The sequence below is a fragment of the Jiella soli genome (assembly GCF_020615385.1).
Taxonomy (GTDB): Bacteria; Pseudomonadota; Alphaproteobacteria; order Rhizobiales; family Rhizobiaceae; genus VKMB-3413.
This window is the reverse complement of record NZ_JAJAVB010000009.1, coordinates 1-13996: the sequence shown is the minus strand read 5'-3', so window position 1 is coordinate 13996 and position 13996 is coordinate 1. Positions and strand designations below refer to the sequence as shown.

14 protein-coding genes are annotated in these 13996 nt (G+C 68.4%); 8 read left to right on the top strand and 6 right to left on the bottom strand.

Annotation, left to right across the window (positions count from 1 at the left end; translation table 11 throughout):
- The first annotated feature begins 7 nt into the window (after positions 1 to 7).
- Entirely contained in the window at positions 8 to 907 is a 900-nt protein-coding gene (locus tag LH400_RS05865) for a patatin-like phospholipase family protein (protein ID WP_229151742.1), read from the top strand.
- A 54-nt stretch (positions 908 to 961) separates the two neighbouring features.
- Here the strand turns inward: LH400_RS05865 and LH400_RS05860 are convergent, their stop codons facing one another.
- The gene (locus LH400_RS05860) at positions 962 to 1996 is read right to left on the bottom strand and encodes a DNA topoisomerase IB (RefSeq protein WP_229151741.1); all 1035 of its coding nucleotides are present in this window, start codon (positions 1994 to 1996) and stop codon (positions 962 to 964) included.
- A 168-nt stretch (positions 1997 to 2164) separates the two neighbouring features.
- On the opposite strand from LH400_RS05860, the gene LH400_RS05855 reads away from it, so the two are divergent.
- Positions 2165 to 2383, top strand: a complete 219-nt coding sequence (locus LH400_RS05855; RefSeq protein ID WP_229151740.1) for a hypervirulence associated TUDOR domain-containing protein — start codon at positions 2165 to 2167, stop codon at positions 2381 to 2383.
- Positions 2384 to 2423: 40 nt separating this feature from the next.
- Here the strand turns inward: LH400_RS05855 and LH400_RS05850 are convergent, their stop codons facing one another.
- Both LH400_RS05850 and LH400_RS05845 read right to left on the bottom strand, forming a co-directional pair.
- Positions 2424 to 2843 (bottom strand): VOC family protein, encoded by a 420-nt coding sequence (locus tag LH400_RS05850; protein ID WP_229151855.1) that lies wholly within the window; start codon positions 2841 to 2843, stop codon positions 2424 to 2426.
- 2 nt (positions 2844 to 2845) lie between these two features.
- Positions 2846 to 4735, bottom strand: a complete 1890-nt coding sequence (locus LH400_RS05845; RefSeq protein WP_229151739.1) for a monovalent cation:proton antiporter-2 (CPA2) family protein — start codon at positions 4733 to 4735, stop codon at positions 2846 to 2848.
- Between the two features lie 119 nt (positions 4736 to 4854).
- On the opposite strand from LH400_RS05845, the gene LH400_RS05840 reads away from it, so the two are divergent.
- From LH400_RS05840 to lpxK, 6 genes are read left to right on the top strand one after another with little or no spacing between them, the layout of a single operon-like run.
- Positions 4855 to 6192: a TldD/PmbA family protein gene (locus tag LH400_RS05840; protein WP_229151738.1), complete on the top strand. Its 1338-nt coding sequence runs from the start codon at positions 4855 to 4857 to the stop codon at positions 6190 to 6192.
- Positions 6193 to 6194: 2 nt separating this feature from the next.
- On the top strand, positions 6195 to 6980 hold the full coding sequence (locus LH400_RS05835) for a 3'(2'),5'-bisphosphate nucleotidase CysQ (RefSeq protein ID WP_229151737.1): 786 nt from the start codon (positions 6195 to 6197) through the stop codon (positions 6978 to 6980).
- A gap of 43 nt (positions 6981 to 7023) precedes the next feature.
- Entirely contained in the window at positions 7024 to 7257 is a 234-nt protein-coding gene (locus LH400_RS05830) for a DUF4170 domain-containing protein (protein ID WP_255616846.1), read from the top strand.
- A gap of 33 nt (positions 7258 to 7290) precedes the next feature.
- The gene (locus tag LH400_RS05825) at positions 7291 to 8091 is read left to right on the top strand and encodes a lysophospholipid acyltransferase family protein (RefSeq protein WP_229151736.1); all 801 of its coding nucleotides are present in this window, start codon (positions 7291 to 7293) and stop codon (positions 8089 to 8091) included.
- Positions 8088 to 9419 carry a lipid IV(A) 3-deoxy-D-manno-octulosonic acid transferase gene (gene waaA / locus LH400_RS05820; protein ID WP_229151735.1) on the top strand — a complete coding sequence of 444 codons (1332 nt, stop codon included), beginning with the start codon at positions 8088 to 8090 and terminating at the stop codon, positions 9417 to 9419. Before LH400_RS05825 ends, waaA begins: the two co-directional genes overlap by 4 nt.
- Positions 9416 to 10447: a tetraacyldisaccharide 4'-kinase gene (gene lpxK / locus LH400_RS05815; protein WP_370638339.1), complete on the top strand. Its 1032-nt coding sequence runs from the start codon at positions 9416 to 9418 to the stop codon at positions 10445 to 10447. Before waaA ends, lpxK begins: the two co-directional genes overlap by 4 nt.
- Positions 10448 to 10567: 120 nt before the next feature.
- Here the strand turns inward: lpxK and LH400_RS05810 are convergent, their stop codons facing one another.
- The 3 genes from LH400_RS05810 to LH400_RS05800 form a co-directional block, all read right to left on the bottom strand.
- Positions 10568 to 10780, bottom strand: coding sequence for a DUF2093 domain-containing protein (locus LH400_RS05810; RefSeq protein ID WP_229151734.1), 213 nt, complete (start codon positions 10778 to 10780; stop codon positions 10568 to 10570).
- Between the two features lie 213 nt (positions 10781 to 10993).
- Complete coding sequence (mutL, locus tag LH400_RS05805; RefSeq protein WP_229151733.1) at positions 10994 to 12883, bottom strand: DNA mismatch repair endonuclease MutL; 1890 nt, start codon at positions 12881 to 12883, stop codon at positions 10994 to 10996.
- A gap of 256 nt (positions 12884 to 13139) precedes the next feature.
- Positions 13140 to 13996 (bottom strand): methyl-accepting chemotaxis protein (locus LH400_RS05800; protein ID WP_229151732.1); only part of this gene is annotated, 857 nt, incomplete at its 5' end.

Below are 13996 nucleotides of genomic sequence, written 5' to 3'. Positions count from 1 at the left end.
CGCCGGCATGAGGATCGGTCTGGCCCTGGGCGGCGGCGGTGCCCGCGGCATCGCCCATATCCAGGTTCTCGAAGCGATGGACGAGCTCGGCGTCAGGCCTGACCGGATCGTCGGCTCGTCGATCGGGGCGATCGTCGGCGCGGGCTTTGCCGCGGGGATGCAGGGCCACGACATCCGCGCCTACATGGTCGACTGCTTCGCCTCCAAGCGCCTCGTCCTCGGGCGGCTCTGGCAGACCCGTCCGGCCAACTTTCAGGACTTTTTCGCCGAAGGCGGCTTCCGTCTGGGCCAGCTGAACGCCAAGCGTGTCGTCGCCGCCTTCCTGCCGCATGAGGTGCCGATCACCTTCGAGGCCCTGAAGATCCCGCTCGGCGTGATGGCGACCGATTTCTACGGCCGGGTCGAGTGTCGGATCGAGACCGGCGACATCCGCTCGGCGCTTGCCGCCTCGGCGGCGCTGCCGGCGCTGTTCCGTCCGGTGCGCCGCGACGGGCAGGTCCTGATCGACGGCGGCATCTTCAATCCGCTGCCCTTCGACAAGCTTGCGGGCGAGGTCGACCGGATCGTCGCCATCGACGTCAATGGCGGGCCGGAGCGCGATGGCGACAGGCTGCCGACGCCGCTCGAGGCGATGATGGGCGCGTCCCAACTGACCATGCAGGCGATCATCGAGAGCAAGTTGAAGATGTCTCCCCCCGACATTCTCCTGCGCCCGCCGGTTTCGCCCTACGGCGTCCTGGATTTCCTGCGAATCCGGGAGATCCTGGAGGAGACGGCGAGCTTCAAGGAAGAGGCCAAGCAGGCGATCGGGCGGATGATCGAGGCAGAGTCCCACCCCCAGACCGGCGCAGAAACCGGACTTCCGGTCTTCCGAGGGAACACGAAGTCCCAAGAACCGGCAGACTGACGGCCCGCTGGCGGCTCTGCCCACGGCCGCGCGACGGCACACATGTCGGGGGTGTCAGCGCGCTACCTCTTCCAGGAACCGCATCAGCCCCGTCTCCACCCGCGTCAGACCCTCGCGCCTGCGCCCTTTGAGAAGGTCCGGCGAAAGCCGCTCCTCCTCATAGGCCTCGATGATCTGCGGATGGACATAGGAAGACCGCGCGACCGTTGGCGTGTTGCGCAGGATCTGCGAGACCGACTTCATCGCCTTGGAGACGGCGCGCTTGCGCTTGGCGGCGGTGTTGGCGCAGACCGCCGGCTCGGCCTCGACCAGGAAGCGCAGGGCTTCGGCCGAACCGTGGAAGGTGCGGAAGTCCTTGGCCGAGATCGGCGCTCCCGATGCCTCATGCAGATAGTCGTTGAGGAGGTTGGCGGTGAGTTCGCGCTGCTGCTTCTTCTTGCCGGGAAAGCGGAAGAGGCGCTTGCCCTTGCCCTGGCGCATCGCCTTCAGGGAGGTGACCAGCGGCCTGTCTGCGATCTCGATCCGGTGCTCCTTGTTGGACTTGCCGACAAATTTCAGGACCGCCGTCTTGCCGATGATCCGCAGGTTCTGCTTGCGCAGCGAGGCGACGCCCCGTCCGCCATCCACGGCGTATTTCTCGTGCCCCGGCCGCATTGCGGAGACGTCGATGAGGCGCGTGGCCACCGCAGAGGTGCGGCGGCGGTCGGCCTTGCGGCGCCTGATGTCCTTCTGGATCTGCCCGCGAAGCGTCGGCAGCGCCCGGCCGAAACGCAGGAGCCGCTCGGTCTTCACGGCGTTCCGCACGTTCACCCAAGCGTCGTGATACCGGTATTGGAGCCGGCCTTTCTCGTCCCGGCCGATCGCCTGGATATGGCCGTTCTCCTCGACGCAGATCCTCACGTCCGTCCAGGCGGGCGGCAGCACCAGCGCCTTCATGCGCCGCTTCAGGCCCTTGTCCGTGATGGTCTCGCCATCGGACGTGCAGAGGCGAAAACCTTTGCCGGACCTGCGGCGGTGAAGACAGAACGATTCCGGGTCGACCACGACGAGGCCGAAGCGCTCGGCATGTTCGGCATGATGCTGATCCATGGGGGACTTGTTGCTCGGGCTTCCAACTGACGTCGTCAAACGCCCGCCCCCGCAGCCCCGTTCCGCCCCGACCCTGCGACGAATTGCGTCGTGGCTGCAAACCCGCGCCAGGAACGGGGACGGCGCCGCGCGGTTGGTGCTGATTGCGGCAACAGGGAGTTCAGCGCGATGACGAAGTACGATGTCGGCGAGACGGTCGCCTGGAACTGGGGCAATGGCACCGGGAGCGGCAAGGTCAGCGAGAAGTTCACCGACAAGGTGACCCGCAAGATCTCGGGCAAGGAGATCACCCGCAATGCCGACGAGGACAATCCGGCCTATCTGATCGAGCAGGAGGACGGCGACCAGGTGCTGAAGTCGCAGTCAGAACTCGAAAAGGCGCATTGACGGGGAGCGCGGATCCGTCTCGTCTCCCGCAGAGCCGGCGTCAGCTCGCGAAGACCGCGGCCATGTCGGAAAACCCCTTGAACTCGAGGGCATTGCCCGAGGGATCGCGGATGAAGAGCGTCGCCTGCTCGCCGGGCTCGCCCTTGAAGCGCACCATCGGCTTCTCGATCCAGTCGACGTCCTTTCGGGCCGACAGCCGGTCGGCGAGCCCCTGCCAGTCGCCCATGGCCAGAACCACGCCGAAATGCGGGATCGGCACGTTGTGGCCGTCGACCTGGCCCGAGACGCCTGACGCTGCGTCGGGTCCGTTCCGGCGATGCGCCGAGAGCTGGTGGCCGAAGAGGTCGAAATCGACCCATGTGTCGGACGACCGCCCGATCTTCGCGCCCAGCACGTCGCGGTAGAAGGCGCGGGTCTCCTCCAGGTCGCGGACGGGAAAGGCGAGGTGGAACGGGGTGATGCTCATCGGGACGTGACCTTGTCTGGTGTTCTGCGGCGCCCGGCGAAGGGCCGGCCGCGCCGGCGGCGAAGCGGGGCCTCGTCCTCGATGACGGGCCCGGACGAATCGGCTTCCGGCATCTTCTCGACAGCGTGCAATGACGGGCGCGGCTTGACCAGGGGCTCGGGCGTGACGACCCGGGTCGTCATCATGTCGCTGCCGGCATACATGCCCTCGGCCTCCTGCAGCTTCAGCCGGGCGGTGTCGCGCTGGCGAACATCGGCCACGATGCTTCGGGCGAGTTCTTCCTCGACGCCGAGGGCGGAGATCGTGGAGCCGCCGAAGGCGAGCGCCGATTCCACCGTCTCGCGAATCTCGTAGTCGACGCCTCTCGCCCTGAGCGAAAGGGCATGAGCCCGGTCGTAGGAGCGGACATAGAGGCTGACATTGGGAAATTCGGAGCGGATCAGATCGACGACGCGGTCGGTCGTCTCGCGCTTGTTGGTGCACACGGCGACGAGCTTCGCCCGTCGGATGCCGGCGGCTTCGAGAACGTCCTTGCGCATGCCGGAGCCGAAATAGATGCGGAAGCCGAAGAGCTCGGCCGTACGGATCCGGTCGGCCGAGGAATCGAGGATGGTCACGTCGATGCCGCTCGACAACAGGACCTGCGCGACGATCTGCCCGAAGCGCGAGAAGCCGATCATCAGGACGTCGGAGCCGGCGCCGTCGAAATTCTCCTCGAGCTGTTCGTCGGTGTCGGCAAAGATGAAGCGGCGGCCGAGATAGGTCGCGAGCGGCGTCAGCGCCATGGACAGTGTCACCACCGCGACGAGCAGCGAGGACGTCTCGGCGGGGAAGATCCGGTTCGCCGCGGCCGCGCTGAACAGGACGAAGCCGAACTCGCCGGACTGCGACAGGAGGGTCGCGACCCTCACTGCGGAGGGGTGGCTCTCCCCGAAGGCCCGCGACAGTCCGTAGAGGAACGCGGCCTTGATCGCCATCAGCACCGGCGCGACGACGATGATCGTCAACCAGAAGCGCTCGATGACGGCGAGATCGAGGGAGAGGCCAACGCCGATGAAGAACAGGCCGAGGAGAAGGCCGCGAAACGGCTCGATATTGGCCTCGAGCTCATGCCGGTAGGTCGATTCGGCGAGCAGCACGCCCGCGATGAAGGCGCCCATGGCCATCGAGAAGCCGGCGGCCGCCATCAGCATGGCCGAGCCGAGGACCACGAACAGGGCCGCGCCCAGCATCACCTCGCGGGCTCCCGAAGAGGCCATCAGCCGGAACAGCGGATTGAGCAGATAGCGGCCGCCGACGACGAGGACGAGCAGCGCGCCGACGGAGATCGCAACCTGCTTCAGTTCGATGCCGACTGCGCCGGAATAGGGCGCGAGGAAGGGCAGGACGGCGAGCAGGGGCACGACCGCCAGGTCCTGGAAGAGCAGGACCGAGAAGGCCGTCTGGCCGTGCCGCGTATTGGTCTCGCCTGCCTCGTCGAGAAGCTGCAGGCCGAAGGCGGTGGAGGAGAGGGCAAGGCCGAAGCCGATGACCACGGCCGCACCCCAGCCGACGCCGAGAAAGAACGCGATTGCCGCGAGCGCGAGGCCGGTCAGCGTCACCTGGGCGAGGCCGACGCCGAAGATCTGGCGCCGGAGCGCCCACAGCCGGCTCGCCTTCAGTTCGAGCCCGATGATGAACAGAAGGAAGACGACGCCGAGTTCGCCGATCGACAGGAGCTCCTCGCCTTCGACGATCAGCCGGAAAACCGGCCCGAGCAGGATGCCGGCGAAGAGATAGCCGAGCACGGTCCCGAGGCCGATCCGCTTGAACAGCGTGGCCGCCACGATGCCGCCGCCCAGAAGCAGCACCACTTCGAGGAAAATGGCGGTCGAGGTGTGTTCCAATTCGCTTCGCCCGCTCCTATCTCGGTGATATGTTGAAAGGTCGCGGCCCCGACCGGTGCCTTGATGGGCCTTGCGGCGCACAATAGATGGTTCCCGGTCAAAAACCAGCAGGCAGGACTATGGACGAGGATACGAAGCGGCTGCTCGACGTCGCCGAGCGACTGATCAATGCCGCCAAGGCGGCCGGCGCCGACGCCGCCGATGCCGCCGTGGTTCGCTCGTTCGGGCGATCCGTCTCGGTTCGGCTCGGCAAGGTCGAGGAGACGGAAAGCGCCGAGAGCGAGGATTTGTCGCTGCGCGTCTTCGTCGGACGCCGCGTCTCCACGGTGTCGGCCAATATCGACGCCGACGTCGCGCGTATCGCCGAGCGCGCCGTGGCGATGGCGCGGGTGTCGCCGGAGGACGCCTATGCCGGTCTCGCCGACCCGGCGCTTCTCGCCGGTGACGAGATCGACCTCGACCTCTACGACCCGACGGCGCTCGCCTCCGAGACGATGGTGGAACAGGCCCTGGCGCTCGAAGACGCCGCGCGTGCCGTTCCCGGCATCACCAATTCGGGCGGCGCCTCGGTCTCGGCCGGTGCGTCCGGCCTCGTGCTGGTGACGTCCTTCGGCTTTTCGGGCCATCGGATGCGCTCGGGCTTTTCGCGCTCGGTGAGCGTGATCGCCGGCGAGGGCGTCAAGATGGAGCGCGACTACGACTTCGATTCGCGCATCCACTATGGCGACCTCGAGGCGCCGGAGACGATCGGACGGCGCGCCGGCGAACGGACCGTGCGCCGTCTCGATCCCAAGATGCCGAAGACCGGCAGCTACCCGATCGTCTTCGATCCGCGGGTCGCGCGCGGGCTGATCGGCAGCCTCGTCGGCGCGATCAACGGGGCGGCGATCGCCCGGGGCACCAGCTTCCTGAAAAGCCGCATGGGCGAGCGTGTGCTGCCCGCCGGGATGACCATCACCGACGATCCGCTCTTGCCGCGCCGTCCCGGCTCGCGCTCCTTCGACGGCGAGGGTGTGCGCGGCGAAAAGCTCGTCCTGGTCGAGGACGGTATCCTGAAGACCTGGGTGCTCGACACCGCGACCGGGAAGGAACTTGGCCTTGCCACCAATGGCCGCGCCTCGCGCTCGTCCGGCGGCGTCTCGCCGTCCTCCAGCAACGTGATGCTTTCCGCGGGCGAACTCTCTCCCGAAGCGCTGATCCGCGATACCGAGAGCGGCATCTATGTCCATGAGCTGATCGGCCAGGGCACCAATCTCGTCACCGGCGACTATTCGCGCGGGGCGACCGGCTATCTGATCGAGAACGGCGAACTGACGACGCCCGTCTCCGAGCTGACCATTGCCGGCAATCTCCGGGACATGCTCCTCGCACTGACCGCGGCCGACGATCTCGACGAGCGCTTCTCGGTTGTGGCGCCGACGCTGAGGGTCGACAAGATGACCGTGGCGGGCCGCTGACCTTGACATACGAGGCGGATCTCGAGCTCATCGCGGCGGCTGCGGACGAGGCCGCCGGCATTGCCATGGGCTATTTCCGCAAGGATCCGAAGGTCTGGTACAAGGACGGCCATTCCCCGGTTTCGGAAGCGGATTTCGCCGTCGACGGCTTTCTGAAGGACGCGCTCCTCGCTGCACGCCCGGGCTATGGCTGGGTGTCGGAGGAGACCGCGCGGCCGGAGCGCGACGACGCGAAAGGACGGTTCTTCGTCGTCGATCCGATCGACGGGACCAGGGCCTATCTGCGCGGCGAGGACACGTGGTGCGTCTCGATCGCCGTCATCGAATCCGGCCGGCCGGTGGCGGGCGCCATCGTCGCTCCGGCGACCGGCGACCGTTTCCTGGCCACCGCTGAGGGCGCGACCGTCCGCAATGGCGCGGCCTGCCGGGTGACGGCGCCGGCACCGCACGAGGGATTGCGGCTGTCCGTTCCCGATTCGATGAAGCGCCATCTCGCCAGCGCCGAGGGACCGCCGATCCGGACGGAGAAGGCGATCCCCTCGCTCGCCTATCGCCTGGCACTGGTCGCCTGCGGGCAGATCGACGGAACGCTCGTGCGGCCGCGCGCCAACGACTGGGACATCGCCGCGGCCGATCTTCTGATCGAGCGGGCGGGCGGCCTGCTATGTGGCCGCGACGGCGAACCCACCCTTTACAGACGCGAAGGCAGACGGCATGGCCTGTTGATCGCCGGATCGCGGGATGCGACCGGGCGTCTCCGCCAGCTGGCCGAGACCATCCCGGATTGACGCCGGCCGTCACGGCACCGCTTTTCAGAAAGGATCGATCATCATGGAAGAGCAGAAGCCCAAGCAGCTACTCCACCTCGTCTTCGGGGGCGAGCTGACGAATCCCGGGGCTGTCGACTTCAAGGACCTCGACAGCCTTGATATCGTCGGAATTTTCCCCGACTACGCGTCTGCGCTCACGGCTTGGCGCAGCAAGGCGCAGCAGACGGTGGACAATGCCCACATGCGCTATTTCATCGTCCACATGCACAGGCTGCTGGACCCCGAAAAAGCGTGAGAAAAGGCCTCGACGATCGCAGTGTCACGTTTGATGTCGGATGACTCGATCGCGGGTCGGCGCACAGGATCTGCCGAACTCGCTGCCACCCCTGGGCGGCGGAAGCGCTCCCGCCGGCGCCGGCGGCTGCGCCGGCTGGTCCGCGACCTGTTCCGCTCGAAGGCAGGCACCGCCGGTCTTGGCGCGGCGATCTACCAGGTCCTGCGCTTCATTCATCTGACGCAGACGCCGGCTGATGGCTCGACCGACTGGTCCGGGCGGCTGGCGAGCGAACATCCCGCCATCGTCGGTCTTTGGCACGGCCAGCATCTGCTCGCGCCCTTCTTCCGGCCGCGCGAACTTGCCTATGTCGCGCTCCTGTCGCGCAACGCCGATGCCGAGATCAACGCCGCCGTCGTGGAGCGGTTCGGGATCCGGACCGTGCGCGGCTCCGGCGGGCGCGAGGGCGCGGCCGATCCCAAGAAGGGCGGCGCGCGGGCGCTGATCGCGCTGCGCCGGATGCTCGGCGCCGGCTACGGCGTCTGCATGATCGCCGACGTACCGAAGGGTACGCCGCGCGACGCCGGCCTCGGCATCGTGACGCTCGCCAAGATTTCCGGACGCCCGATCGTTCCGGCCGCTGCCGCAACGAGCCGGCGCTATGTGGTGAAGAGTTCCTGGGACAAGACGACCGTGCCGTTGCCCTTCGGCCGGATTGCCGTCGTGATGGGACCCTCGATCACCGTGCCCGCGGACGCCGATGCGGCGCTGCTCGAGGAAAAGCGCCACGAGGTCACCAAGGCCATCGAGGCGGCAAACGAGGCGGCGGACCGTCTTCTGAAGAGGGCCTCGTGACCGATGCCGTGATCCGTGCCGCGCTCGGCGCCTACGGTCTTGTGGGCCGGCTCGCCTATCCGGTCGTCGGCCCCTATGTCGGCTACCGGATCTCCCGCGGCAAGGAGGACCGCCGCCGCCGTCGCGAGCGCTACGGCTTTGCGAGCTACGAGCGCCCCGAGAACGGGCCGCTGGTCTGGGTCCACGCGGCGAGCGTCGGCGAAAGCGCGGCCGTCGCGCCGCTGGTCCGCTCGATCGCGGATGATGGCGTGAACGTGGTCATGACCACGGGGACGATGACGTCGGCCGAACTCGTGGCCGACCGGCTGTCCGACTGCGCGGTCCATCAATATGTGCCGCTCGATCTCAAGCCCTGCGTCTCGCGCTTCCTCGATCATTGGCGGCCGGATCTCGCGATCGTCGCCGAGAGCGAGATCTGGCCGATGACGATGATGGAACTGCGCCGGCGCCATGTCCCGCAGGTTCTGGTCAATGCCCGTCTGTCCGACCGCTCCTTCCAGCGCTGGAAGGGGGCGCCGCGTCTCGCCGAAGCCCTGTTCGAAGGCTTCGCCCATGTCGTGGCGCAATCGGACGTCGACGGCGAACGCTTCCATATTCTCGGCGCCCGCGCCGTCTCGGTCGCCGGCAATCTGAAGGCCGATGCCGGGCCGCTGCCGGCCGCCACCTCCTCGCTGACCGAAATCGTCGAGGCGCTCGGGTCGCGTCCGCGCTGGGCGGCGCTGTCCACCCATGCCGGTGAGGAAGCGATCGTCGCCAATGTGCACCTGGCCCTCGCGCCGCGCCATCCGGGCCTTTGCACCATCATCGTGCCGCGCCATCCGCACCGGGCCGAGGAGATCGAGAAGGCGCTGTCCGCCATGGGGCTGAAAGTCGCCCGGCGCAGCCGCGGCGAACGGCCGGCGGCGGACACCGAAATCTTCCTCGGCGACACGATGGGCGAGATGGGCCTCTATCTCCGGCTGACCGAGATCGCCTTTCTCGGCAAGTCCATGGCTGCCGAAGGCGGCCAGAACCCGCTGGAAGCCGCCATGCTGTCGACCGTCGTCGTCTCCGGACGCTATGTCCAGAACTTCCGCGATGTCTATCAGCGGCTCCTGCGCAAGGGTGGCGCCCGGATCGTGCGGGACGGGGAGGGGCTTACGGCGAGCGTCGACCAGTTCCTGAAGGAGCCCGCGACGCGGCTCGCTATGGCGAGGGCCGCCTCCGAGACGGTGGAGGAGATGCGCGGGGCGCTCGATCGCACCCTGCAGGCGCTGCATCCCTTCCTGCATCCGCTGAAGCTGTCGGTCAGCCTGGAGCGGCGGGGACGGGCCGCGCTCGCCAAATGATGGGTCGCGAGGCGCCGGACTTCTGGTGGCGCGAGAGCTCCTGGCCGGCGCGGCTCCTGTCGCCGGCCGCCGCACTCTACGGGCGGGCCGCACGGCGCAATCTCGATCGCGGGGCGCGCGCGGAGATCGCGGCTCCGGTTCTGTGCATCGGAAACTTCACCGTCGGCGGCGGCGGCAAGACGCCGACCGCGCTGGCGCTCGGCGAGGCCGCCCGCGCCAGCGGGCTGACCCCCGGCTTTGTCTCACGCGGCCATGGCCGCAGCCGATCCGAGGTGCTGATCATCGATCCCGAGCGTCACGGCCCCGCCGAGGCCGGCGACGAGCCGCTGCTCCTCGCCGCCGTTGCACCGACCGCCGTCGCGGTCGACCGGCGCCGCGCTGCCGAGCGGCTGATCGCCGAGCGCGGCTGCGACTTCGTCATCATGGACGACGGCTTCCAGTCGATGCGCTTGAGGATCGATTTCGCGCTTGTCACGCTCGACGCCCGGCGCGGCATTGGCAATGGCCGGGTCCTGCCCGCCGGGCCACTTCGCGCGCCGATCCTCGACCAGATCCGCCATGCCGACGCGCTGCTGGTGATCGGCACCGGCTCGGCCGGCGATGCCGCGATCCGGCAGACCGCCCGTGCCGGCAAGCCGATCTTCGAGGCGAGGTTCGAGCCGGTCGATGCCGGCCGCTTCGCGGGCCTGCGCGTCCTCGCCTTCGCCGGGATCGCCGATCCGGAAAAGTTCTATGACACGCTGCGCGAGGCCGGTGCCGAGATCGCCGCGACGCGCGAGTTTCCCGACCACCACATGTTCTCGAGGGAGGACATGCACGATCTCTCGGCCGCCGCCTGGCGCGATGGGCTGCAACTCGTCACCACGGCCAAGGACGCCGCGAGGCTGACGGGCGGCGGGGAGGCGGCGGAGCTGTTTCTCAAGGAATGCGACATCCTCGCGGGCCGGATCGCCTTCTCACCGGAGAGCGCCGGACGGCGGATCATCGCCGAAACAATCGCCGCCTATCGCCGGCGGACGCTCGGCTGACGCAAAGCGCGCCTGCCATGCGGTGGCTGGCTCGTCGTCGAAAATTCCAGGACGCAGAAATGCCGCGCGCCGCGAGGCGGGAGACCGATCAGGCGCGTCCAGTCGGTTGCAATCGTTCCCTCAGCTGCCGGCGTCGCTGCCGGACGTGCGGCTGAAGGAGGCGGCGGCGTCGACATAGGCTTCCTGGCGCTCGACGCTCCAATATTTCAACAGGTCGAGCGGGATCGCTTCGCCGGTGACGGCGCAGCGCACATAGGAGCCGGGACGCACGATCTGGAAGTCCGGGGTCGCGTATTTCAGCTTGGCTTCGCCGGTATTATCGATGCGGTTCATGGTGCGGTCTCGAAAAGGGGTTTCACCGCCAGAGGCGCGGGCCGGCGGCCCATGATCGTCGTCGGGAGGTATGGCCGTTTTACGCGAAAATCAATTGCCGCGACGCGTCTCATCCGAAATCCGCTGGATCGGCCCCAGACAACGGATATCTTGGACGTTCAGACGCCGAGGAGGCCGTGATGCGGCAACCGGCCGGATCAGCCGGCCGCGGTATCATCTGCGCCCGAACATCGTCTCGATGTCGGATAGCTTCAGCTCGATGAAGGTCGGCCGGCCGTGATTGCACTGCCCGGCGCCCGGCGTGCGCTCCATTTCGCGCAGGAGGGCGTTCATCTCTTCGGCGCGCAGCGCGCGTCCGGAGCGCACCGAGCCGTGGCAGGCGATCGTCGCGGCGACATGGTCGATGCGGCTCTTCACCGTGTCGGCGGTGCCGAACTCGGCGAGTTCGTCCGCGAGATCCCGGATCAGCCGGTGGATGTCCACCTGGCCGAGGATCGCCGGCGTTTCCCGCACGGCGACCGCACCGGGGCCAAAGCGCTCCAGAGACAGGCCGAGCCGCGCGAAGGTCTCGGCGTTTTCGGCCAGCCGCTCGGCATCGTCCTCGGGAAGATCGATGATCTCGGGGATCAAGAGAAGCTGCGAGGCGAGCGGCTTGTCGTAGAGCGCGCCCTTCAGCGCCTCGTAGACCAGCCGTTCATGGGCGGCGTGCTGATCGACGATGACCAGGCCGTCCTCGGTCTCGGCGACGATGAAATTGCCGTGGAGCTGGGCCCTCGCGGCGCCGAGCGGAAAGCGCTGATCATCGCTCGCATCCGCTTCGGCCGTCTCTGCCCGCGCGGCGAAGGCGGCGGCGCGGCGCGGCTCGCGCGGAGCCTCTTCTCTTTCCTCGACGGAAAACGGGCCACCGGCATCCTCGCGCTCGATGACGGCGAGGCCGGCAGGTTCGGCGAGCGGCCTGAAGGGCGAGGCGCCGGGATCGTAGGCGCTTTGGCGCGGGGCCGAGAAGCCGCCCGGCGCAAAGCCGTCGAAGCGCCGCGGCGCCGACGTCATCTCCGGTCCGGCGCCTTGCGGGCGCATGCGCGCCATCAGCCCGGAGGCGCCGGCGGTCGAGGACCGGAGCCCGGCCCCCGCAAAGGCCTCCTTCAGCGCCCCGACGACCAGCCCCCGCACGAGGCCGGGATCGCGGAACCGCACATCCGCCTTGGCGGGATGGACGTTGACGTCGACAAGGGCGGGATCGAGCGTCAGGAAGAGGACGGCCACCGGGTGGCGATCCCTTGCCATCAAATCCGCATAGGCGCCGCGCAGCGCCGACAGGAGCAGCCGGTCGCGCACCGGCCGGCCGTTGACGTAGAAATACTGCGCCAGCGCATTGCCGCGGTGATAGGTCGGCAGCCCGGCAAAGCCCGTGAGCCGGACATCCTCCCGCCCGGCATCGATCGGCACGGCGTTCTCGGCGAATTCCGCGGAAACGACGTCGGCGATGCGCCCCAAGGGATCGCCTCCCGCCGCCTCGAAGACTGTCGTCGAGCGGTCGGGGCCGGAGATCTCGAAGCGCACATGCGGCGTGGCGATTGCGAGGCGGCGCACGACGTCGGTGATCGCGGTGGACTCCGCCCGGTCCCTCTTGAGAAACTTCAGCCGCGCCGGGACCGTATGGAAGAGATCGCGGACTTCGACCACCGTTCCCTTCGACAGGGCCGCCGGGCGCGGACCCTCGCAATGGCCGTTCTGGACGGCGATCTCGAAGGCGTCGGCTGCGCCCGCCGCGCGCGACTTCAGCGTCAGCCTTGCGACCGAGCCGATCGAGGGCAAAGCCTCGCCGCGAAAGCCGAGGGTCGCGATCCGGTCGAGCCCGGCGGCGAGCTTGGAGGTGCAGTGACGGCGCACGGCGAGAAGCAGTTCGTCCTCGCAAATGCCACTACCGTCGTCGGTGACGCGAAGGAGCGTCTTGCCGCCGCCTGCGGTGGCGATTTCGATGCGGCCTGCGCCGGCGTCGAGGGCGTTCTCGACAAGCTCCTTGACGACGCTCGCCGGCCGTTCGACCACTTCGCCGGCAGCGATCTGGTCGATCAGGAATTCGTCGAGCTGGACGATGGGCAAGGGAAGGCTCCGGCCGGCATTCGCGCGAAAGGCACGCCCCTTCTAAGGCAGCGGGGGCCGGCGTTCAAATGCCGGCCGAACCGCGCTGTGGACAGAATGCGCTCTGGCAGCTTGATCCGCTCTCCATCGAAGGTCCGACGTCGAGCGCCGCACCGTGCCGTGCGGGCAGGGGCCCGGCTCCGGCGAATCGAGAAAGACCCGCCGCGGTGACGCGGCAGGTCCTTGCAGGATCAGCTAGCGGTGGAGGAGGCTCTTCTCAGAACTCTTCCCAAGTGTCCTCGCTGGCGGCGGGGGCGGGCTTCCGGGCGGCGCCGCCGGGGCCGGTCGCGCGCAGCTGCGCCACCGGCTTGGAGGCGGGCTTTTGCGCCGGGCGCGGCGCCGGCTGCTGGCTGGCTCCGGCGGGGCGGCCCGACGTCCTGAACCGGCCCATCGCCTGGGCGAGATCCTCGGTCTCGGCGGCCAGCGTCTGCGCCGCGGCGGTGGATTCCTCCACCATGGCCGCATTCTGCTGGGTCACCTTGTCCATCTGGTCGGCGGCAGTCGAAACCTCGCGCAGGCTCGTCGCCTGCTCGCGGGCGGAGGTCGCGATCGTGGCAATCACCTCGGTCATTGCCGAGACTTCCGCGACGATCTCCTCGAGCGACTTGCCCGAGGCGGTGACGAGGTCGACGCCCTGGCCGACCTGCTCGCTGGACGCCTGGATCAGGCCCTTGATCTCCTTGGCGGCCTCGGCCGAGCGCTGGGCGAGCCCGCGCACTTCCTGGGCGACGACGGCAAAGCCCTTGCCCGCTTCGCCGGCCCGCGCCGCCTCGACCCCGGCATTCAGGGCCAGGAGGTTGGTCTGGAAGGCGATTTCGTCGATCACGCCGATGATCTGCGAGATCTGGTTGGACGAGGTCTCGATCTGGCCCATCGCCTCGACCGCCTTCTGGACGATCGCGCCGCCCTTCTCGGCCTTCTGGCGCGCCGAGGTCGCGACCTTCTGGGCGTTGCCGGCGCCCTCGGCCGTGCGGTTGACGCCGCCGGTCACCTCGCCGAGCGCGGCGACCGTCTCCTCAAGGCTCGCCGCCTGCTGCTCGGTGCGCTGGGCGAGGTCGTTGGAGGCGACGGTGA